Annotated in this window: 18 protein-coding genes; 7 read left to right on the forward strand and 11 right to left on the reverse strand. The window is 59.5% G+C overall.

What is annotated here, in order from left to right; genetic code table 11:
• Positions 1-969: 969 nt before the first annotated feature.
• Both AWB79_RS26145 and AWB79_RS26150 read left to right on the forward strand, forming a co-directional pair.
• Positions 970-1,455 carry a hypothetical protein gene (locus tag AWB79_RS26145; protein ID WP_157695850.1) on the forward strand — a complete coding sequence of 162 codons (486 nt, stop codon included), beginning with the start codon at positions 970-972 and terminating at the stop codon, positions 1,453-1,455.
• Between the two features lie 268 nt (positions 1,456-1,723).
• A complete protein-coding gene (locus AWB79_RS26150) occupies positions 1,724-3,193 on the forward strand; it encodes an MmgE/PrpD family protein (protein ID WP_061170352.1) in 1,470 nt (489 codons plus the stop codon).
• Positions 3,194-3,720: 527 nt separating this feature from the next.
• On the opposite strand, the gene AWB79_RS26155 is transcribed toward AWB79_RS26150, so the two are convergent.
• Positions 3,721-4,233 (reverse strand): HPP family protein, encoded by a 513-nt coding sequence (locus tag AWB79_RS26155; protein ID WP_061170353.1) that lies wholly within the window; start codon positions 4,231-4,233, stop codon positions 3,721-3,723.
• Positions 4,234-4,238: 5 nt separating this feature from the next.
• The gene (locus AWB79_RS26160) at positions 4,239-5,441 is read right to left on the reverse strand and encodes an NAD-dependent formate dehydrogenase (protein ID WP_061170354.1); all 1,203 of its coding nucleotides are present in this window, start codon (positions 5,439-5,441) and stop codon (positions 4,239-4,241) included.
• A 282-nt stretch (positions 5,442-5,723) separates the two neighbouring features.
• Between AWB79_RS26160 and AWB79_RS26165 the strand changes: the two genes are divergently transcribed.
• Together AWB79_RS26165 and AWB79_RS26170 are read left to right on the forward strand one after the other, a co-directional pair.
• Positions 5,724-6,383 carry a M24 family metallopeptidase gene (locus tag AWB79_RS26165; protein ID WP_061170355.1) on the forward strand — a complete coding sequence of 220 codons (660 nt, stop codon included), beginning with the start codon at positions 5,724-5,726 and terminating at the stop codon, positions 6,381-6,383.
• 25 nt (positions 6,384-6,408) lie between these two features.
• Entirely contained in the window at positions 6,409-7,356 is a 948-nt protein-coding gene (locus tag AWB79_RS26170; RefSeq protein WP_061170356.1) for a LysR family transcriptional regulator, read from the forward strand.
• Positions 7,357-7,420: 64 nt separating this feature from the next.
• On the opposite strand, the gene AWB79_RS26175 is transcribed toward AWB79_RS26170, so the two are convergent.
• The 7 genes from AWB79_RS26175 to AWB79_RS26205 all read right to left on the reverse strand — a co-directional run bounded on the left by AWB79_RS26175 (position 7,421) and on the right by AWB79_RS26205 (position 17,000).
• The gene (locus AWB79_RS26175) at positions 7,421-8,779 is read right to left on the reverse strand and encodes an MFS transporter (protein WP_061170468.1); all 1,359 of its coding nucleotides are present in this window, start codon (positions 8,777-8,779) and stop codon (positions 7,421-7,423) included.
• An 81-nt stretch (positions 8,780-8,860) separates the two neighbouring features.
• The gene (locus tag AWB79_RS26180) at positions 8,861-10,435 is read right to left on the reverse strand and encodes an AMP-binding protein (protein ID WP_061170357.1); all 1,575 of its coding nucleotides are present in this window, start codon (positions 10,433-10,435) and stop codon (positions 8,861-8,863) included.
• Complete coding sequence (locus tag AWB79_RS26185; RefSeq protein WP_061170470.1) at positions 10,428-10,952, reverse strand: (2Fe-2S)-binding protein; 525 nt, start codon at positions 10,950-10,952, stop codon at positions 10,428-10,430. The genes AWB79_RS26180 and AWB79_RS26185 overlap by 8 nt, the downstream gene beginning before the upstream one ends.
• A 23-nt stretch (positions 10,953-10,975) precedes the next feature.
• Positions 10,976-11,797 (reverse strand): FAD binding domain-containing protein, encoded by an 822-nt coding sequence (locus tag AWB79_RS26190; RefSeq protein ID WP_061170358.1) that lies wholly within the window; start codon positions 11,795-11,797, stop codon positions 10,976-10,978.
• Complete coding sequence (locus tag AWB79_RS26195) at positions 11,794-14,736, reverse strand: xanthine dehydrogenase family protein molybdopterin-binding subunit (RefSeq protein ID WP_232471024.1); 2,943 nt, start codon at positions 14,734-14,736, stop codon at positions 11,794-11,796. The genes AWB79_RS26190 and AWB79_RS26195 overlap by 4 nt, the downstream gene beginning before the upstream one ends.
• 415 nt (positions 14,737-15,151) lie before the next feature.
• The gene (locus AWB79_RS26200; RefSeq protein WP_061170359.1) at positions 15,152-16,021 is read right to left on the reverse strand and encodes a helix-turn-helix transcriptional regulator; all 870 of its coding nucleotides are present in this window, start codon (positions 16,019-16,021) and stop codon (positions 15,152-15,154) included.
• 172 nt (positions 16,022-16,193) lie between these two features.
• Positions 16,194-17,000: an enoyl-CoA hydratase/isomerase family protein gene (locus AWB79_RS26205; protein ID WP_061170360.1), complete on the reverse strand. Its 807-nt coding sequence runs from the start codon at positions 16,998-17,000 to the stop codon at positions 16,194-16,196.
• Between AWB79_RS26205 and AWB79_RS39695 the strand changes: the two genes are divergently transcribed.
• A complete protein-coding gene (locus AWB79_RS39695) occupies positions 16,999-17,160 on the forward strand; it encodes a hypothetical protein (RefSeq protein WP_157695851.1) in 162 nt (53 codons plus the stop codon). The two genes, AWB79_RS26205 and AWB79_RS39695, sit on opposite strands and share 2 nt — an antisense overlap.
• Positions 17,161-17,776: 616 nt before the next feature.
• Here AWB79_RS39695 and AWB79_RS26210 read toward each other — a convergent pair.
• A complete protein-coding gene (locus AWB79_RS26210; RefSeq protein ID WP_096031618.1) occupies positions 17,777-18,724 on the reverse strand; it encodes a LysR family transcriptional regulator in 948 nt (315 codons plus the stop codon).
• Between the two features lie 88 nt (positions 18,725-18,812).
• On the opposite strand from AWB79_RS26210, the gene AWB79_RS26215 reads away from it, so the two are divergent.
• On the forward strand, positions 18,813-19,304 hold the full coding sequence (locus AWB79_RS26215; RefSeq protein ID WP_061170362.1) for a GNAT family N-acetyltransferase: 492 nt from the start codon (positions 18,813-18,815) through the stop codon (positions 19,302-19,304).
• Between the two features lie 45 nt (positions 19,305-19,349).
• Here AWB79_RS26215 and AWB79_RS26220 read toward each other — a convergent pair whose 3' ends face one another.
• The gene (locus AWB79_RS26220) at positions 19,350-20,255 is read right to left on the reverse strand and encodes a LysR substrate-binding domain-containing protein (protein WP_063963552.1); all 906 of its coding nucleotides are present in this window, start codon (positions 20,253-20,255) and stop codon (positions 19,350-19,352) included.
• 642 nt (positions 20,256-20,897) lie between these two features.
• On the opposite strand from AWB79_RS26220, the gene AWB79_RS26225 reads away from it, so the two are divergent.
• The gene (locus AWB79_RS26225) at positions 20,898-22,196 is read left to right on the forward strand and encodes an amino acid permease (RefSeq protein WP_061170364.1); all 1,299 of its coding nucleotides are present in this window, start codon (positions 20,898-20,900) and stop codon (positions 22,194-22,196) included.
• Positions 22,197-22,252: the final 56 nt, after the last annotated feature.

Here is a 22,252-nt window from a genome sequence, read left to right on the forward strand (position 1 = left end):
CCACACTCGCTTCCGCAGCTCAACCTCATGGGCTCTAAACATTAAATCCGCCGTTGCGCTTCAACCTTGAAACCGCCCTCTAATTTTCGAGCCAGAGTGGCCCCCTGCTACAGCTCGAAGACATGAACCAATTTTTTCGTTCACGACTTTCGTTATTTTAGCATGACGAACGAATAATCCTGGGCTAATCAACTGGCGCATCAGCTTGATCCCCCGTATAACTGACAGGCCGTCCATTGAGCCATTTTGTTAATTAAAAACGACTACTCAACTAATAAGGCAGCAGCACCTTCGTAGACGGTTTCAAGTCTGGCTTTGATATTGTCGCAATTGAATATCACTCCCGGTACGAATCTCGCAACATCGTATTTTCAAGCGTCCGTGGCGCGTTCAGTATCACTAGGCTCCTCCCAGAGCCAGGGTTGTATCAGGACGATCATGCGATGACACATGACGGGTTGTCCCCGATCCCCGGCCCTCCAATATAGGGTTGATGAGACTATTCTCTGACCATCGATTGCCTCTTTGCTTCTGTTGGCTCGGCAACGAACCATCAAGCGTAGGTTTCGTCACGCCTTTGGCGTCCGCCCCCCGACGTCGGTGCGCGGGTTTGCAACGAGACTCCTTCTTCACGACAGAGGAAATCGTTGCCTTCTGAGCCAAACTGCAATGCCTCTTCCAAGGCACGCGCGTGCGCAAGTTCCTTGTTGAAGAGTAGTGAAAGCTGTCGGGACAGGCATTTGTCAACTCACTGGAATACATTCTCATTGAAAGGGATGCCCGAGGGTGTCGGTTGTTGACGAGGCGGTTGAGTTTTCAATATCCCGTCACCGCCAACGATGCTCAACGACATTCCTGTTTGTTGCGCTCGTCTTTACGTGAGGAGGATTCTTATTGTTCTTCAGTTGGCAAGAATTACGAATGGAAGTTCGCGCAACGTGTGCAGTAAATGCGAAGCGGAGTCTGAAAATGAATGCAGCTCTTGCAGCGATGATATTCGGCGCATCGCTCTCACCTTTTAGTAGCGTGTCATGGGCTCAAAATAACGTTATGCCGCAGCAGGGTAGCGCGACATATGTAGCGTATTACCTGAATCATGTCTTATCGACCATGGACATGGGCGAGAAGAATTCAGGTGCCGTGATTGAGGGCTTCGGAATTACTCGCAGTGACAACGGTCAAAAGCCATTCGACAAACTTTCGGTTCATTGCCTTTTCTTTGAAGGAGCTCGTGGTGGCCAGTATTCGGAAACAGGTTCTTGCACTGAAACCGATACTGACGGGGATATGATTTATCTGACGGTCGCGACGGACACTCAGACATTTACCGGTGGCACCGGGAAATACAAAGGCATTAGTGGCACCGGTACGTTTTCCGGTCATCCTCTTCGGCCGCCGGCACCCGGAACTTTTGCGGTCGAAGTAGAGCACAAGGTGAACTGGAAGTTGAAATAGTCGCCATTCGCTTCCAAGTTGAATTGGGGGTATCTCGCCGTGCCAACTGCAGGACGCTCATTGGCGATCAGTGTTCACCAATTGGCACGGCCCATCGAGATTTAACACGGCGGCGAATGAAGGCATAGGAACCGAAGCGGCCGTCGGCTACGGTGGCTGCTGCACACCGGTACGCGATCCTGATAGTGATCGCAAGCGGAAGCGCGCGACGCAGAGAACCGTGCAGCGCTCCTCGATGCCGCTGTCAAAATCATTGCGGAGTGTTTAGATGGCCGCGTATAGCAATTTCTCGACAGGGCGACGGAAGCTATTGGCACGAGCGTTGATTGCCCTCGCTGGCGCCGCCATCGGCAAGGGTAGCCGAGCCGCCGATGCACCCTCCTCCGTTATGCTTCAACTTGGCGCTTATCTGGCCGAAGCGGGGAGCCGTCCACTTCCCGACGACGTGCTCGAAAAATCCAAGCATCACATTGTCGACACTTTTGCAGCCATGATTTCCGGTTCGCTCTTGCCCCCTGGAAGCGCAGCATTGCAATACGCCCGCACCGGCGGTGAAAGAGGGGGAGTGGCGACCATTATTGCTTCGACACTTACCGCCGGCCCGGTCGAGGCGGCATTTGTAAACGCCATGCTTGCTCAGTCGGATGAGACGGATGACTCGAATGAGTTCTCGCAATCCCATCCGGGCTGTGCCATCGTGCCGGCGGCATTTGCTATGGCCGAGAAATTCGGTGTTGATGGCAACAGATTTGTGCGTGCCGTCACGCTAGGCTACGACGTCGGGCCGCGCGTGACGATCAGTTTCCGTGCGCTGGACTTCCGCAACAATAGTCACAAGAGCACACATGCCATCGCCGAAGTTTTCGGGTCGGCTGCCGCTGCGGGCTGCATTGCCGGGCTTGACGCGCACAAAATGCAATGGCTGCTCGATTACACGGCTCAGCAATCCGCCGGCATCGGGGCTTGGACGCGCGACACCCAGCACATGGAGAAAGCCTTCGTGTTCGCCGGAATGCCGGCGAAGAACGGCGTGATGGCGGCGCTTCTGGTCGATTCTGGCTTTACAGGACTCGACGACATCTTTTCGGGCACAGACAACTACTTCCTCGCTTATGCGCCCAACGCCAATCCGGACGAACTGATCAAAGATCTTGGCAAGCGCTACGAGATTGCAAGAACAAATATAAAGAAGTGGTCGGTCGGTTCGCCCATCCAGGCGCCACTGGATGCAATGGACAATATCTTCAAGAAGTATGAAGTAGCCCCCGAGAACGTGCGGTCTATCGTCGTACGGCTTGCGCACACCGAGGCGCGGATCGTAGACAACCGTGAAATCCCGGATATCTGCTTGCAGCACATGGTGTCTGTGATGCTTCTCGACAAGACAGTCTCGTTCAAGGCCGCGCACGATAAGGCCCGCATGGGCGATCCCGAGATCTTACGGGTCCGCGCGAAGGTCGAGCTTGTTTCCAGCGATGAGCTGGAGGCACTTGAACCGGCCAGGCACGGGATCGTCGAAATCACGCTGAACGATGGAACCATGCTCACGGATCACGTTGCACATGTTCGCGGTACGGCCGACAACCCGATGGACCGCGGCGAGGTGGTGCGGAAGGCGACGGACCTCATGGAGCCCGTCCTGGGCAAAGCAAATAGCACTGAGCTGATCGACAAGCTAATGACGCTTGAAAAACTCAACAACTTGCGAGGACTCCGTCGCTTTCTTCAGCGGGCCTGACTCCGCACAACGGCCGACCACTGTGAAGAAAAGCGGTAGGACCGAGCCAAATCGGCCGCTTTTTTGCCTGTCGAAATTTGCCTCTGTGCGAAAGACTGCTGCAACGAACCGGTCACCCTTAAACATCGCTATGGGGAAGTGCAGCGATATCGACATCCAACCATCTGAAGGCAGATCCCTAAGTGGGCGTTGCACGTTGCAAGCTGCCGTTAAAGGAGCACGTGAGCGACTGGCAGAAAGGGGCGGGAGTATGGAGGCAGTTGCCTTCCTGTTGCGCGAAACACCTACGTCGGCAATGCGACAGGCTGCGGATGTCAAACGCAATCGTGTTCAATGTCGGTTTTGGCCGAGCCGCCAGCGTTCGTCACGAGGAAGGCCTCATCCAGAAGGCTTCCTGCCGCAAACACATTTCTGCCACTCTAAAAGTCTCGTGTATTCCTAATCAGTCGTTCATCGCTAGAATCAAACCCCGGAAGGCACGCCTTCGCGTGGCTTCCGGGGTAAGCACAGTTCACAGCTAAAGCCACTCATCGTCCTTGGTGTGGCCACGAGCCGCGTTTGACGACCGCCCAATAGACCCAGCCGATCAACACCAGCGTCACCGCACCGAACATCGTCGGCAACGCCAGAAATGACCAGCCCGGCTGCGCCGCGAAAATGATGACCGGATTGCTGCCCGCCGGTGGATGCACCGTTCTCGTCAGCATCATCAGCATCAACGCGGACGCTGCAGCGACTGCCATCGGCACGTAACCCGGACCAAACAACTGCAAACAGAGCAAGCCCGTCAATGAGGTCAGTACGTGACCGCCAATGATGTTTCGCGGCTGTGAGAACGGGCTGGAGGGAAAGCCAAACAACAGAACACAGGTGGCCCCAAACGAACCGAGTATCCAGGGTTCCGAGGTCTCTTGTGCCAGCATGCCGACGAAAGCCAAACCGACGAAGGCACCCAGGCCAGCGAGCAAGATACTGCGGGCATGGGTGCGTCTCGTGGGGGCCCCGTTGGCGCCAGCGGAAGCGGCAGACGGGGTCGTCATGTAGGTCAGGCTCGCTTGTAGCGGGCCGCTTCTTCTGAACCCTTGGTCGCATTACCCGCGCTGTACGAGTGTGCGCCGACGCCTGCGAGCTTGCCGCCCTGAACAATCAGGTATTCATCGCGAATCGGGCGACCCTCGAAGTAACATTCGAGGATCTCGCGCGTTCCTGCGGCGTAACGGGCCTGTGCAGAAAGACTCGTGCCGGAAATGTGCGGTGTCATTCCCTGATGCGGCATGGTGCGCCACGGATGATCGGCCGGTGCAGGCTGAGGGAACCAGACATCACCGCCGTAACCCGCCAGTTGGCCGCTCTTGAGCGCGTCGACGATCGCGTCGCGATCGCATAACTTGCCGCGAGCAGTGTTGATCAGATAGGCGCCGCGCTTGAAATTCTTCAACGTGGCCGCATTGATCATGTGCTCGGTCTCGGGATGCAGCGGGCAGTTCAACGTCACCACGTCACATACGCGCGTCAGGCTCTCCAGACTCGTGTGATAGGTGAGATTGAGTTCCCTCTCCACCGACTCGGGCAGACGATGACGATCCAGGTAATGCAATTTCATGTCGAACGGCTTGAGCAGGCGCAACACGCGCAGACCGATCCGTCCGGCGGCGACCGTGCCGACGTGCATGCCCTCGACGTCATAAGAGCGCTCAACGCAATCGGCAATATTCCAGCCACCTTCGTTGGCGATGTTGTGTGATGGAATGTAGTTTCGGACGAGCGCCAGGGTTGTCATCACGACATGTTCGGCGACGCTATTGCTATTGCAATACGTCACTTCCGTCACGGTGATGCCACGGTCCATTGCGGCCTGCAAATCCGTATGATCCGAACCGATTCCGGCCGTGACGATCATCTTGAGTTTGGGCGCTTTTGCGATGCGCTCGGCCGTCATGTAGGCAGGCCAGAACGGCTGGGAAATGACGATTTCAGCATCGTGCAGTTCGCGGTCCAGCACGCTGTCAGCGCCATCCTTGCTGGAAGTCACCACCAGTTGATGGTCCTTCGACTCGAGATACTTCCGAAGCCCCAGTTCGCCGGATACACAACCCAACAGGTGACCAGGCGTAAAGTCGATTGCCTTGGGTGTAGGAGTCGTTTGTCCGTCCGGATAGCGCGTGATTTCAGGAAGGCTGTCTCGCGCATACTGCTTCGGCATGCCGTTGACCGGATCGTCGTAAAGCACACAAACAATTTTTGCCACGATATTTGTCTCCACTCTGATAGTCGGATGTCCCGGGGCCGTTGCCGCCGCCGGCTCTTCGATCGCGCTGCATGCGACGTATCGATGGAGAGAGTGTTGACGAGAAGGTCGATCGTGATCCAATTGTTTCGCCGAATCGTTTGATAAGTCTCGCTTATGACGGAGCGCCTGGTGGATTGAGTCGCGCGCAGCTAGTGCTAGGCAGGGGCGATCGGAATATACGAATTTGCACGCCAGATTGAATTACCGGTATATTGCGTCGTATATAACGTGAGAGTCGGAATGAGCGTCAACCAACAACAGCGCGTTGGTCAGAATTTCGTATTGGATTCGATGAAGTTCGCGCGGGACAGGACGTGGGATGTCGTCAACCAACTGAGCTCGCTCGTGCGACCGGGGATGCTCGAATCTGAAGCGACCGCTGAGTGCAAGCTTGTCATGACCAGACTCGGCATGGAGCGGATCTGGCATCCGTCACTTGTCCGTTTCGGTACAAACACCCTCAAGACGTTCAAGGAGCGTTCAGAGGGAGACCCACGCCTGGCCGCGAACGATATCTTCTTCATTGACCTGGGGATCGTTTGGAACGGCCATGAAGGTGATGCGGGCGCGACCTTCGTCGTCGGCGACGATGCGGAAATGATTGAATGCGCCGTGACTGCACAGCGTTTGTTCGATGAGGTCGAGGCGTACTGGCGCAAGACAGGAACCAGCGGGATAGCGTTATACGACTACGCAGAGTACCGCGCGAACGAATTGGGCTGGCGCTTGAATCTGGACATCAAGGGCCATCGGGTGAGCGACTTTCCACATGCCGTGTACAAGGCTGGCGGCCTAGGCGATTTCGATGCGTGTCCGGATGTCGGCCTGTGGATTCTCGAGATCCAGATAGCGCACCCGACCCGTCCGTTTGGCGCCTTCTACGAAGACCTGCTCATCTGACCGTCCAATAGCCGGCGCGCGACGCATGTTCATCCGACAACTGCAGTACCTCGTGACGCTCGCAACGGAGCAGCACTTCGCAAAAGCGGCAGAGTTGTGCCACGTCTCGCAGCCCGCCTTGTCTTCGGCGATTCGAAGTCTCGAATCCGAGCTCGGCCTCGTGATCGTGAAGCGTGGCCGCCGCTTTCTTGGCTTCACGGAAGAGGGCGAGCGTGTGCTCGGTTGGGCGCGTCAGACATTGGCTGCCCTTGAACACATGCGCCAGGATGCTTCCGCCTCTCAAGTACGACTGACGGGCACGCTGCGCTTTGGCGTGATTCCTACGACGATGCCCATCATCAGCCTCTTGCTGGGCGCTTGCCGCGCGAACCACGACGCAATCCACTACACGGTGCGATCGTTGAGTTCGGACGCCATCCTCCGGCAACTCGATGACTACGAGATCGATATTGGCTTCACCTACCTTGACGAACGCGTGCAAGCGGGCTTTGAAGTGCTGCCGCTTTATCGCGAGCGCTATTTTCTGCTGTCGCCGGCGGGCGCGAGCAGGCATACCGGCTCACGGCTTCGGGCGGCACGATGGTCGGAACTCGGAAATTTGCCTTTCTGCTTGCTGAGCACGGCGATGCAGAATCGCCAGGTGATCAACGCGGCCTTTCGTCGTGCAGGCGTTCAACCAAGCGTCGTGCTGGAGACGGACTCGCTACTTGCCTTGCACTCCAACGTGCAGCATGCCGGCCTGCACAGCATTCTGCCCCATAGCTTGCTCAGCGTGCTTGACGCTCATACGGACCACGTGCGTGTCGTTCCGCTCGAACCTGAGTTGACGCGTGAGATTGGCTTTATCGCGCGTCGTGCGCCGGCTATGCCGCCGCTGATATCGGCAATGTGGAGCGCAGCCACGGACCTTGACATGCAACAGCGCTTTGACGCGCTCCTGCCGGGCGCCGCTCAGGCTCCAAGCCTGGAGTGATCGGTGAGGGCCGATGCAGATGCACGCACACAGCGCACCTGCACCCCTCGCTCCGCGGGACCGATCAGTTTTCGTCCGCAAGGCTACCTCGGGTCTCCGGAATGACGAACGCGCCGACCAGATACAGCACGCTCACGGCGGCCAGACACACGGCCAGCACGATCGGCAGATCGGCGGGTGTGCGCGAGACAATGGAAACCAGCGTAGGCATCATGCCGCCAATCGCGAAACCTATGTTCCACGAGAGACCCGTGCCCGATGCGCGGATTGCGGTCGGAAAACGTTCGTTGAGGAAGATGAGGATCGGCGCGTAACTCGCGCTTCCCAAGGCACTCAATAGCACCGCGCATGCGCCAATCATGACGACGCTGTCCGTGCGCGCCAACGCGATGAAGAGCAGCGGGAAGCCGATGAGTCGTGCCACGCCGAGCCACATAAAACTACGCCTGCGTCCGATGAGCGTGCTCAGATGACCCGCTGCCGTCGACGCGACGATCACGGCCACGCTCGATATCATGAGAATGAGGCCGGCTAGGGTGTTGGGCGCGTGATTCACGACCTTGAGGAAGGTGGGCAGGAAGCCCGATGTCAGGTAATAGCCGCTTCCGCCCCCGATCGTGAGCAACAGGTTCACCATGAGAATGCCGCGATACTGCTTCGAAAACAGCGTTCTGAGCGGCGACCTGACGGCCTTTTGTTCATCGTGTCCGGCGACCGGAGCGGACTTGCGCTTTTCGCTGGCAAGCGCAGCCCACACCGGAGACTCTTCGAGGCTGTTGAACACGAACACACCGAGGATCGAGCTGACGATTCCGGCAAAGAACATGCATCGCCATCCCCATACTTCGAATTGCGCGCCGGGGAACGCCGCCGACACGGCCAGATAGACCAGCGAGGCCAGCAGCGCGCCAAGTCCCGCGCCGCCGCCACCGACGAATCCTGAGACAGCTCCCCGATATTTCGGGCTCACCGTTTCGGTACCGATGGTATGCGTCGACGCGACCACACCGCCGACAAAAACGCCCTGAACCAGACGCAGCACCAGAAACAGGACCGGCGCAATGACGCCCGCCTGCTGAACGGTCGGCAGCAAACCGAACGCCGCGGTCGAGAAGCCGACGCCCACGACAGAGATGATCATCGATCGCTTGCGCCCGTGCCGGTCGGCCAGCGATCCGAAGATCGCGGAGCCGAGCGGCCGCATCAACAGAGTGACGGCGAAGGACGCATATACCGCCGCGAGTGAAAGCATCGAGTCCGTCGAAGGAAAGAAGAGCTTTCCGATCACGGGCGCAACGAACAGCACGACGAACAGGTCGAACAGGTCCAATGCCCAACCCAGACAGGAGGCGCCGACGGCGGCGAGAACCTGCTTGCTGCCCGCACTCCTGACCACGCGGTCATTTCGCAACACTTCTTCCATGGGGATCTCCATCCAATGTCATATCTGTTTCGTTATGCGAATCATATGAAACGTTTTCGTTTTCTGATTCCCGGATGCGCGTCAGGCGTTCTTGTCCGTTTCCTCCACACCATCCGCGCTGTTCTCGGGCGCGTATTCGCCACTCGATAGCTTGCGTCTCAGAATCTTGCCCACCGGAGACTTCGGTATCGCATTCACGAAGATGTACTCGCGCGGCCGTTTGAAATTGACCAGATCCGATGTGCGACAGAACTCGTCGAGCGCCGTCGCTTCGACCGCGCATGAGCGTTTGATGAAAGCCACCACCCTCTGGCCCCAACGCTCGTCCTTCAGCCCGACGACCGCCACCTCATCCACCGCGGGATGCAGCGAGAGAATCGATTCGATATCGACAGGAGAAATGTTCTCGCCTCCGCTGATGATCATGTCATCGACGCGGCCCGTCACATAGAGATCGCCGTCCGCGTCCAGATAGCCCGTGTCGCCCGTGAAGTACCAGCCTTCCCTGATCGCCCTCGCGTTCGCATCGGGACGTTTCCAGTAGCCTTCGAAAGCTTCGTCTCCCGCCAGTTCGGCGATGATTTGCCCTTCTTCACCCGTGCGCGCGAGCGCTCCTGAACTCGATGCGTCGAGAGTGACGATCCGCAAACGCGTGTTGATGCCTGCGCGTCCCGCACTCCCCGGCTTCTTCGTAGCGTCCTGATCGACACTGAAGGTGTACACCTCGGAAGAGCCATAGTGATTCACGAACAGTTCGGGCCTGAATGCAGCCGAGCAACGCTTGAGCAGGCCATCGTTCATGGGGGCGCCGGCAAAGCCGAGCTTCGTGATCGAGCCGATTTCCGTTCGCGCGAACTCGGGAGCCGCGAGCAGATCGTGATACAGCGTCGGAACCAGATACAAACAGGTGATCCCGTACTTCGCGATGGAATGCAGCGCGAATGAAGCGTTCCAGCGGCGCACGCACACGAAAACACCGTCGATCAGCGCCATCGCGAGCAATGAGCGCACGCCCATCGTGTGATAGAGCGGCATCACGCCGAGCGTGCGTTCGCCCCGCCGGTAGAGGTTCTGCGCGACATGCGCAAGAGCTGCGGCGCGCTCGTGACGATGCCTGCGCGGAACACCCTTGGCCAATCCTGTCGTGCCCGAGGTATAGAGCATCACGGAGTAATCGTCGGCCGATGCGGCAGGTTGCGGCGCGAGCGCGGCGGCTCCCTGCTCTTGAGTCGCCATCAGTTGCTCGAAGCTGCGAGTCGCGCCTTCGACGTCGTCGAGACCGATGCGCGTCGTCGTCCGGGCCGCTTCGCTCGTGATGACGGCGTCGGCCGAAGCGGGTTCGTAGATCACGACCCTGGCGCCCGCATCGATGATCGTGTGGTCGAGCTCTTCCGGTTTGGCGCGCCAGTTGACAGGCACGATCACAATGCCGGCGAACTGACAGGCCCAATGCAGCGTCGCCATTTCCCAGCGGTTCTGAAGCACGACGATCAACCTGTCGCCGCGTTCGAGTCCGAGGCTGCGCAAGCCTGCGGCGACGCGGCCGATTCGCGCATACCACTGTGAATACGTCAGTTCCACGTCGCCGTCGACGATTGCAAGCGCATTCGGATTGCGTTCGACCGACTGCAGAAACGTCCGGCCCAGATCAAGCATGGCTCACCTCCATTGCGTTTTCGTTGTTGCGTCGCCGTGCGGCCACTTCGAGCACGGCCTTCACAATGGGCGTATAGCCGGTGCACCGGCAGATGTGCCCCGACAACATTTCCCGCACTTGTTCCTCGCTCGGATTCGCCACGCGTTGCAGATAATCGGCGCATGACATCAGGATGCCCGCGGTGCAGAAGCCGCACTGAAGCGCGTGGTGCCGCTGGAAGGCCACTTGCAGATCGCTCAGCGTATTGCCGACGGACAGCCCCTCGACCGTATCGATGCGCCGCCCGTCCGCCTGCACGGCGAGCATCAGGCAGGAACGGCTTGCCACGCCGTCGACATGCACCGTGCACGCACCGCATACGCCGTGCTCGCAGCCCACATGCGTTCCGGTTGCCCCCAGTTCGTGGCGGATGAAATCGGAAAGCAGCTCGCGCGGTTCGCATGCGCCGCTTCGCGACACGCCGTTCAGATTCACCGTAATGCTGCACAGCGCTCCTGCTTCATAAGCGTCTTGCAGGAGATTACCGTCCTTTGCTTGTCTCACATTGCCTCCTGTATCACTTTCCATCCGAGATGCCGAACGAGGTGCCTGCGCTGACTGGCGCTCACATGCGCGTCATCCTGAGCGCCCAGCTTCCACGCAAAATCGTTGAGTGCCGCGCGCAGATCGTCGCCGGTCAGCCTGGGAAGTTGCTCGACGACGGGCCGATCGGCCACGCCGCCCACGCCAATGCGAATCGAGTCGTCGGTGACGACCGCCGCGCACGCCACCAGCGCGAAGTCCCCGTGCCTCGCGGAGAACTCCGTGAACGCGAAACGCTCGCCCGGTTTCCTGAGCGGGAAGCGCACGGCCTCGACAAGCTCGTGCGGTTCGCGGGCGGTCATCAGCATCCCCTGGAAGAACGCGTCGGCGGGCAGACGCCGCTTCTTCTTTTTCGAGCGCAGGATCACGTCGCCGCCGAGCGTCGCGAGAACGAGCGGCAGTTCGGCGCTCGGGTCCGCATGCGCGACCGACCCGCACACCGTGCCCCGGTTTCTGATCTGGAAATGCGAGATGTAGGGAAACGTGTGGCGCAGCAGCGGCACTTCCTGTTCGAGCGTCTTGCGCCACTCCACGCTGCCTTGCGTCGCCGCGGCCTTGACGACGAGGTAACCGTCGTTCGTATCGACTTCCACGACGTTCAGCTCATCGGTGCGTGATATGTCGACGATCCAGCGCGGCTGCGAAAGCCGCATGTTCAGGACCGCCATCAACGACTGGCCGCCGGCCATGATGCGGGCATCCGCGCCGCCGTGATGCAGTGCGTCGAGCGCATGCTGCGTGCTTTCCGCGCGCAGATAGCTGAATTGCGATGGCTTCATGTCTTCCTCCGGAACCGGGCTAGCAGCTGATGCAACCATGATCCGCCGCGACCGCCGGCGGGCTTGCCCGCGGCCTGCCGGCCAAGCGACTCGAAGAGCTGATTCAGCACGACCTTGGCGGCGCCTTCCAGCATCCGGCCGCCGACGGCCGCCACCTTGCCGGAGACCTGTGCCTCGTAGTCGTACGTCAGCAACGTGCCTTTCGCAGTGGGCGTGAGTTCGACGAGTCCCTCGCCCTTCGCTGTGCCGAGCGGCGAGATTCCCGCGCCCGCGAGCCGAAGCCTGCGCGGCGCTTCGATATCGGAGAGGCCGATCCTGGCCTCGAATCGCGCCTTGATCATGCCAACGCCGACCGTGACATCCGCGCGATACTGGTTCGTCCCTGTCGCTTCGAGCGCATTGCAGCCGGGCACCACCTTGGCGAGCGCAGCCGGGTCCATGAGAACCGCGAAGACAGCCTCCGGCGTTGCGTCGAACTCGACCGTGCCTTGCGCCGTGAGCGCCTTGCCTCCGCCGGCCGGCTTTTTCTTTGGAGCAGCCTCGCGATACTCGGGCCGCGACGGTTCGGGATCGTCGATCCCGATGAACGCGAGCACCTTCGCGGGCGTGAGCGGCAGCCGCACATCCGCGACGCCCAATGCATCGGCGACTGCGTTACCGATGCACGGCGGCGTGCTCATGTTGTTGCCCTCGCCGAGTCCCTTCGCCCCGAGCGGCGTAAATGGCGAAGGCGTTTCGAGATGCAGGATCAGCGGATCCGGAACCTCGCAGGTCGTGGGCAGCAGGTAATCCGCGAGCGTGCCGGACTGGAAGCTGCCGTCCGCGCCATACCTGAACTCCTCCAGCAGAGACGCGCCGAGCCCCTGTGCAAACGCGCCGCGAATCTGACCGTCCGCGAGCGCCGGATTCAGCAATGTGCCGGCATCGTGCGTGGTCACATAGCGGTCGATACGGATGCGGCCGGTCATGCGGTCGATCTCCACGCCGCACATGTCGAATGCAAAGCCGTAGCAGGCCGATGTGTTGATCCGGTCGTGCTCGTCGGGCGGCTCCATGTTCGGAGGCGTCCAGAACACGGTTTCGCGTAGTCCGGGTTCCTCTCCTTCGGGCAGAAGCGCGGGCGCCCAGTGCGGTGCGTTGCTCGCGGCCCGATTGAACGGCAACGCCCTCTCTTCGTCGCCCATGGGCACGATGCGGCCGCCTTCAAACGTGATTTGTTCCGGCGCGCAGCCGAACTGCTTCGCGAGAATGCGCGAGAGCTTGTCTCTCACGCGCATGGCCGCCAGATGAACCGTTCCCGCCACGGCCCCCGCGAAGCGGCTGGAGTAATTTCCCGACGCCACCGACCACGCGTCCTTGTGCGTATCGAATTCGACGTTGACGACGATGTCGCGCGGGTCGAGTCCGAGCACGTCGGCGACGACCTGCGCGCACACGGTCATGTGCCCCTGTCCGGCGGGCGTCGACGCCACGGTGACGACCACGCCGCCCATCAGGTCGACGCCCACGGTCGCGCTGGCGATCGCGCCACTCTTCGGACCGGCCTTGCGCCGCGCCTCCACGGGAAGCACCGTCGAGATATAGCCCATGTTCGAGACTGAAGGCTCGATGATCGCGGCGAATCCGATGCCATAAAGACGGCCCTCTGTGCGCGCAGCTTCGCGTCTTGCGACCAGTTCGTCATAGCCGCCCTGCGACAGCGCGCGTCTCAGGGCTTCCTGATAGTTGCCCGAGTCGTATAGCGCACCCGATGGCGTGCGATACGGAAACGCGTCCCCGTGGATGAAGTTGCGTCGGTAGACATCCACAATATCGAGCTTCAGCTCGACCGAAATGCGCTGCACGAGCCGCTCTAGCGCGAAGTAGACCTGCGGGCCGCCGAAACCGCGCACGAGACCGGTAGGCGTCTTCGTTGTCAGCGCCACGCGGTTACGCACGAGCAAGTTGGGAATCGCATAGGCGCCCGTGAGACAGCCGTGCATCCGATAGACAGTCGCCGGCTCCGGCGCTCGGAGATAGCCGCCGCAATCCTCTATCTGGTCGTAGGACAGGGCCGTGATACGCCCATCGCTCTCGACGGCGGCCTCGAGTCTGGTCAGCCGGGCCGTCGCCGACGTGGCGGCGCTCAGATGTTCGAGCCGGTCCTCGACCCACTTGACGGGCGCACCTGCCTTGCGGGACGCGAGGCACATCAGGACCACATAGGGAAAGACCGCCTGCTTGACCCCGAAGCTGCCGCCCGAGTCGCGCGGCGCCTTGTGCCGCAACCGGTTGGCGGGGAGCTTGAGCGCCATCGCCATGACTGCGTGCAGCGAGAATGGCCCCATGAAGTTCGAAGTGACTTCATAACCTTCGTTGCCTGCCAGACATTCCGCGATCACCACGGCGCATTCGATCGGCGTGCAGGTATTGCGCGGGTAATGTGCTTCGAGCGCCACCCGATGAGGCGCCTTCTCGAATGCCGTTTCGGGATCGCCATAGCGAAAACGCCTGTCGCTCACCACGTTCGTGCCGACCTTCGGATGCAGGATGGGCGCATCGTCGGCGATCGCCGCCTCGATCGACGTGACGGGCGGCAACGATGTGTATTCGACCTTGATGTGTTCGAGCCCGTCCTCGGCCAGCGCCCGCGATTCCGCGACGACCACTGCCACGGGTTCGCCGCTGTAACGCACGCGGTCGATCGCGAGCGCCCAATGCTCCATCGGCGACTTGACACCCACGACGAAAGGCTGAGACCACGCGCGTACATCATCGCCGGTCAGAACGGCATGCACGCCTTTCTGGGCGAGCGCGCCCGCAACATCGATGCTCCTTATCTCGGCGTGGGGATAAGGAGACCTGAGAACGGCCGCATGCAGGGTGCCGGGCTTCACGGCGATATCGTCGCCGTAACGACCGCGTCCGGTCAGGATGGCTGCATCCTCGAGGCGCTCCATCGGCCGGCCGACATGGCGATGTGCTCGCCGTCCGGCGTTCGATGGATCGACTGTTGATACTGGGGGAGCTTCCTGTTCGACCAGGAGCTCGTTTCCGGTTTCGCTCACGCGTGTCTCCCGCATGGATGAATCTGTCCGCACATGTATGCTGATGCATTGCTTGCCGTTGGCTTCGAGGCAGGTCAGCATGCTCCGTTGACTTCAATGTAAAGCCGGACATCCCGAATCGTTTTACCCGGCGATCGGGCGATTTACCCTGGAGTCTGATGCTTTTCGACGATCGTCCGGGAGCTTCGGCAGCACGCGGCGAACACGGGCATCGCGTGCATCGAGTGTTGCTGCGGGAAGGGGTCCTTCGGGCAGGCGGCCGTCATTTCAGAAAGCGCGGTCGCGCTTTCGAGGCAGGAATCGGCGCCTATATCAGAACCTCGCCGTGATCGTCGTAGAGTTCGACTACGCGGCGATATTCGCTCGGCGTGATGCCGAGATGTTGTCGAAAAAATCTCGTGAAATGCGCTGGCGCTGAGAATCCGAGATCGTATGAGATGTCGGTCAATGATGTCTTTCCGGACGCCAGATCGCTGATCGCACGCTCCATGCGCAATACGTTGAGGTACACGTTTGGCGTGACCCCGGTGCAGCGATGAAACAGGGCGAAGAAATGCGCGCGTGACAAGCCACAGTGTTCCGCGAGCCGGTTCATATCAGGCTCGCCTCCCGTGTTGTCGCGAAGCCAGGCGATCGCCTTGCGAATGCGCGGATCGCTCGGGCGGCGGCTGGCGAACTCCATTTGCCGGGATAAATCGGCCCAGCTTCGGTCCGGGTCAATGACCGCGATCATCACCTCGCATAGAAGCCCCTCGAGCCGCCCGGATGCGATGCTGTCGGACCACCACATTTCCAGCGCCAGTTCCTCCGATAGTTTGCGCGCATGCGCCGAGGTCCGGACGCAGGGCTGCGGGAAAAACTGCGGATGGCCGCTGCCGCCCAACGGATGCTGGATATGCGCGAGCCAGTCTGGTTCGATGTACATTGCCAGGATGACCGTATGCTGCTCCGAGTTCCCGTTGTGCTTGTACGCGTGCGGTTCCCAGGGATTGACGAGTACGGCTGTCTCCCCGCTCAGCGGCTGCATTTCGTCATGCACGGCGAAGAACGTGTCAGGCCCCGCCGCCTTGATGAGCAGATGGCAGTGGTGATGAGCATGATGAACGAGGGGCGCATCCATATCCAGCAGTGCGACCCGCCCGAACCTGCCCTGATAGATTTTTATCGCGCTCGACACTCCTGCGGCCTCTCACAAAACACATCTCACTCGATGGACGGCTTCGAGCCTGGATGTTGTCGTAAGCTTTCGCGTGGCTGGATAGAAATCGTCAGCCGGGGCAACGCAGACGAGCTTACCGGTTTCGCTTTTTATCTGCACATTCCAGATTTGCGTCTGCGGGCCCCACTCCTCAGTTACCCGTAAAGGTTGCCTTGCGCTTTTCATGGAATGCCTCGACGCCCTCGCGGAAGTCTTCCGAGCTGCGAAGCCGGCTGTAGCTGTGCCCTTCCAGTTCGATCGCAATCGAAAGCGGAGCGTCCTCTGTATCATTCAGCAGCTTTTTCGCGGTGCGCTGAGCGAGCGGAGAAAACGCGATCAGCTCGCGAACGAGCGCGTCAGTAGCGGTCTCGAGGTCGCAATCGGCGACGCACTCCGTCGCGATACCCCAATCGTACGCCTGCGCGCCAGGAATGCGGCGCGAGCGCATGACGATATCCTTGGTCCGACCGATGCCGACCATCTTCTGCAAACGCACCGAGCCGCCCGAGCCGGGGATTTGCCCGAGCTTCTGTTCAGGAAGCGCATAAAGGGTTGTCTGCGTGGCGATGCGGAAATCACAGGCAAGCGACAGCTCGAATCCCACCCCGAAGCAGTAGCCGCGATTCGCGGCAATCACGGGTTTGCTGCAACGCGCCGGAGAAGCGACGTTCCAGGCGAGCTTCGACACATGCTCCGGTGACGACTCGATGAATCCCTTGATGTCGCCGCCGCTCGAAAAGTGTTCCCCTGTGGCGCGCACGACAATCACACGCACTTTGGGATCGTCATCCAGCGCTTCAAACACCACGCGAAGTTGTTCGCGCTGCAGCATCGACACGATATTGAACGGCGGGCGGTCGAGAATAATGTCGGCACGCGAGTCTGCCTCGCTGATTTCGACCCGAAAGCCATCGAGTTCGGCGAGCAGCTTTTGCGCTTTATGAACGAGCTGATTCATGAATGTTTTCCTCTTTTCCGGCTGGTTTAATCAGGGTTATCCGTTCGAGGGTGCCTTGCGCCAAGACACTCGCGAGCAGATTTTTAAAGTCGATTCAAGTATTGAGCAACGTCCGCCTTCCTGCTTACCCGCAATTCCGGCCATTTACCCTGGAGTCTGATTTTCCACGTCGCCGCCGAGAGTATCCGGGGCTTTCTTTCTCTGGAGGGATGTCGCTTTGCGCAGCCTGCCTGACGACGACATTCGTTGTCCCGACATGGTCTCCCGGCGCTATTTAGCTTTGTGCATTACGCTGGCTCAGTTGTATCCGAGAACTGCGGCATGCGCGACATCAGGACACCCGTCGACGTCCGATGCCAACTCAGCAGTCGGAAAACACAGCAAGTTGCGGTATGGGCTGGATATTTTGAAAGGATCATCTAGATCTCGGTCTTTTGCACTTATCTTGCGACCCATCGCCTCATCTATTTCATATGCATTAAACACGCTTCGCCTCGTATAAATAAATTTCAGATAAGCTTCACGACCGTTTCCGATGCACGGCCGAATCCCTCCTGGTTCGAGGTCACAGATCCGAAGACTCGGCAGATGCCGTTTCTGAATTTTTAACTTTGATTGACACGCGAGTTAAGAATCCATCCCTCGAGCGCATTACTGCCAAGCGCGAGTATCGGACAATTCGGGCGCAGAATGCTTACCTACGATTCTTCTTAGTTACCGTGGAGTCTGAACTTCGTCCATTCGCGCACCTGTCGAGATCGTATGCGCGGCGGCTCTCACGACTGCCTTGCCCCATTCTCGTCCGACACCACTCGCAACGCCAAAAGCATCTGCTGACGCATCCAGCGTTGTGCGGGTGACGCCGAGTGCCGTCGATGGAAATATGCTTTGAGTACGTAACGCGGGACATCGAACGGCACAGGACGGAAGGCAAGCGGAATAGCAGCCGCGAGCTGTTGCACCACGCGCCGAGGCAATGTGATCAGATGATTCGAGTTCGCGACGATGAATGGCGCGGCCATTACGCTCGGCAATTGCACGGAAACGTCCCGCTCGAGTCCGAGCCTGAGTAACGCCGCATCGATGACACTTCCTTCCGTGTTCCACGGCGTCACCACGACATGGCGCTCAGCGAGGTACTGTTTCAACGAGAGTCTCTTTCCGATTCTCGGATGTCCTTGCCTGAACCCGACGACATAGTCATCCGCAAAACAATCGAGCGACTCCAGTCCAGCTTGCACACCCTCGCCTTCATCGGAAAAGCCGAGAACGAATTGAACCCGCCCGGACGCGAGTTCATCGATCGATTCGCGATGCGTGGAATACACCACTCGAACGCATACGTGAGGCGCGCAACGCTCCATCGCGGCAATAAGCGATGGCAACAACGCGAATGCCGTGAAATCGGTCGCGGCGAACGTGAAGAGCTGATGGCTTGTCGAAGGATCGAACGAGCCCACATCTTCCAACGTTGCGGACAGCGCGCGCAACGCTTCCTGGATTCCCGGCGCCAGTTGCGCCGCGCGCGCAGTCGGCTGCATGCCGTTGCCGTGGCGCACGAAGAGTTCATCCTGAAGCGCATCGCGCAGGCGCGAAAGTGCATGACTACAGGCGGATGAACTCAAGGCGAGCTCATCCGCGGCCGCGACCACGCTTCGATGCCGAAAGAGAGCGTCGAAGACGAGGAGGAGGTTCAGATCGACTCGTCTGAGGAGAGCATGCATGATGTGCAGCACTGGCTGAAGAAATTGCAGTTCATGCAATTTAGCACCGGCTTTATTATTTCGCTCTTTACCTTCCTGAACCACGCAGATGAATACGCCGACCTTCCGTCCGGCGGTGCCTTCGGACGCCGACCGCTGCTTTGAAATCGAAATCTCCGCATACGAAGGCGATGAGGCCGCAACCCGCGAAAAGATCGCCACGCGAATCCGACAGTATCCTCAAGGCTTTCTCGTCATGGAGCTGGATGATCGGATCGTCGGCTTTATCAACGGCGGATGCGCGTATGACGTGGTCATGTCCGATGAGGCGTTCAAGGAACTCATCGGCCACGATCCCGCCGCGCCGAACGTCGTGATCATGTCGGTGGTGATAGACCCGGCGTATCAAGGGCGGGGCTACGCGTCGCTGATGATGCGGACCTTCGTCTCGCGAATGGCTGCGATGAAAAAGGAAACGATTCATCTCATGTGCAAGGAACGTCATGTCGCGCTGTATGTAAAGCTCGGCTATCGTTATGTGAGGCCATCGAGCTCCGATCATGGCGGCATGGCATGGCACGAGATGGAAATGACGCTCTGAGCGCAGGTCCGCACTGCTGCTTCCAGACGCGCGCGCTCTGCGCGTTCACACACTGCTGACTAGCCAGTCGCGAAATGTCGACTCGTCTCTGGTAAGCGACTTGCCGCGCGGATGAACGAGATGGTCATGCCGCCCGGTGACCAACGCCATCTCTTGAATTGCTCTCAGCTCGCCCGTTCGAATAGCCGGCTTCACGATGAACTCCCAGCCAAGCCCAATCCCAAGCCCGAGTCGGGCCGCCTCGTACACCATCCCGGTCTGATTGAAGGTGAGAAATGGCGCTGGCATGAAATCATAGGAAAACTGCGCGAACCAGTCTCTCCAGTCAAGACAGTCCCAATCGGTGGAATCGAGATGAATGAGCGGAGCTCCCGCAAGCTCCTCGACGCTTTCGGGAACGGTCGCGGTATAGCGAACAGGGCTGTAGACGGGATAAACGATCTCGGGGAACAACTGCGCCGTTTCGAGCGATTTCCAATTGCCGTCTCCGTACAAGATGCCGAACGCAAAATCAGTGCAACGCTTTTCATTGATGGAGTTCGTGGAACTCACGTCGACCGAAATCTGCGGGTATTCGCGGGCGAAGACTCCTAACCGCGGCAAGAGCCAGTAATGTGCAACGGCGTGCGTGCAGATCACCGAGATCGAGCTTTTTCGGTTATCGTCCCGGACCCGGGAAATCGTATGTTGTACTCTGGACAGCAGAGGTTGCAGATCATCGAAAAGACGCTGGCCCGACTCGCTGAGTCGGAGTGCACGGGTATGTCGCTCGAATAGTGAGCATCCAAGCAAGCTTTCGAGCGTTCGAACCTGCTTGCTCGCTGCGCTTTGCGTGATGCATAGCTCGTGCGCCGCCCTAGTAAAGCTGCCGAGTCGTGCTACCGACTCGAAACATGTCAGTGTTTCCAGAGGAGGAAGCATCGCACGACGCCGAGCGTTGAAACTGCTCATTCAGCCCTGCCCTCATCAAGTAGTGAAGCCCAAACCGATAAGCTCGCGTCGCCGACCCATTATTCAAAACCACTACGCCTCACCGAGTCGACGTCGCGAGGGAGGCACGCTGTTGGGCGCGTAAGTACAAGTAAGCGTCGCGATGACGCAGGAATTTCTAGATGATGACGCTGCGCGGCGCGTCCGGACTAGGATGTTTTCGCCAATGTGGCTGAACAAGCCCGCCAGCGCCCGAGAGGTTCGCGGTTGCGGAAGGCTTCGGCAACGGCTATGGAACACACAAGAAATTTATTCCGCGCTGGACTGCACCAGTCGATAAATTCGCTTGTGACCGTGTTCTGTCGTCGATACGCTCGATTCACGCGTCGAGGGCCGTCACGCTGTGCGTTCCAACTGAGACCGCCATATAGAAGAAGAACGACTCTGCGTCGTCATGTGCGCATCGATCGAGAGGGAACCGCGAAAGACGGCTAAAGAAATCGAAGCAACAATGGAGACAGGGCTATGACACCTACACCCGGAAGCGGTGCGCGCACCAATTCAGCGAGGGTAGCAGCAAAACCGCATGAATCCAGCGGTTCTATCGATAGTTCTGAACGTGGAACGAACCTAGGACACGGCCTTCGACAACGACATGTTGTCATGCTGTCCATCGGTGGCAGTATCGGCGCCGGACTGTTCGTAGGCTCCGGCCATGCGATCGCAGAGGCAGGGCCGGGGGCCATTCTGGCCTATGTTTTCGCGAGCGTTCTCGTCGTCCTCGTGATGCGCATGCTGGGCGAGATGGCGTGCGCCATGCCGGATTCGGGGTCCTTCTCGACCTATGCCTCGAAGGCCATCGGACCTTGGGCCGGCTTCACCATCGGATGGATGTACTGGTGGTTCTGGGTTCTGCTGGTTCCGCTTGAAGCGACCGCGGCCGCCAGCATTCTGAATAGCTGGTTCCCTCAGCTCGCAGTCTGGCAGTACTGCGTGCTGGTGACCGTGCTTCTTACGGCCACCAACCTCTTCAGCGTGAAGAACTACGGCGAGCTCGAATTTTGGTTCGCGCTCGTCAAGGTGGTGGCAATTACCGCCTTCGTGATTCTCGGAGTCGTCGCCCTCGCCGGCGGTTTGCCGAACGTGCAACTTCATCCGCTCGCGACCATTATGGGACACGACGGGTTTCTGCCTCGCGGATTCGCACCGGTCGTCGGCGCCTTGCTTACGACCATGTTCACCTTTCTCGGCACGGAGGTGGTCACGATAGCCGCCGCGGAGTCCGCGAACCCCGCCAAGGAAATCGCTCATGCCATTACGTCGGTAGTCTGGCGAATCTCGCTGTTCTACATCGGCTCGATTGCGATCATCATCTCAGTCGTCCCCTGGAACGATCCCGCCCTGATCAGCGTCGGTTCCTATCAGGCTGTGCTCGAGGTCTTTCATGTGCCGCATGCGAAGCTGATCATCGACTCGCTCATCCTCGTGGCCGTCGCAAGCTGCCTCAACAGCGCGCTCTACACGGCATCGCGCATGCTGTTTTCACTGGGCACACGCGGTCAGGCTCCGTCGATGATGACGTCGACCACCCGATCGGGCGTGCCTGCCAATGCGGTACTGGCCTCTACGTTGGTCGCCTTTGCCGGATGTGCCGCGAACTACATTGCGCCCAAGTATGTGTTCGACACGCTTCTGGCCACGACGGGAGCCATCGCGCTGCTGGTCTACTTCATCATCGCAGTCAGCCAGCTTCGCCTCAGGGCTCGCCTGGTGCGCGAGGGTTCTCTCAAGGTGCGAATGTGGGGCCACCCGTATCTCTCGATGATCGCGATCCTTTTGATCGTGGGCGCGTTCGTTGTCATGGTGAAGGCCCCGGACCATAGTCTGGAAGTGGTCCTGACTCTCGGATCTTCCGCGGTTCTCGCGTTGATAGGCTGGGGTCTTCAGAAGCGAGCCGGATAAGCCCCCGAGCGGGCGGCTCCGCGCCTTTTCCATGCTTCGGAACGTCGGCATCGGCC

This window comes from Caballeronia hypogeia (assembly GCF_001544875.2).
GTDB classification, from domain to species: Bacteria; Pseudomonadota; Gammaproteobacteria; order Burkholderiales; family Burkholderiaceae; genus Caballeronia; species Caballeronia hypogeia.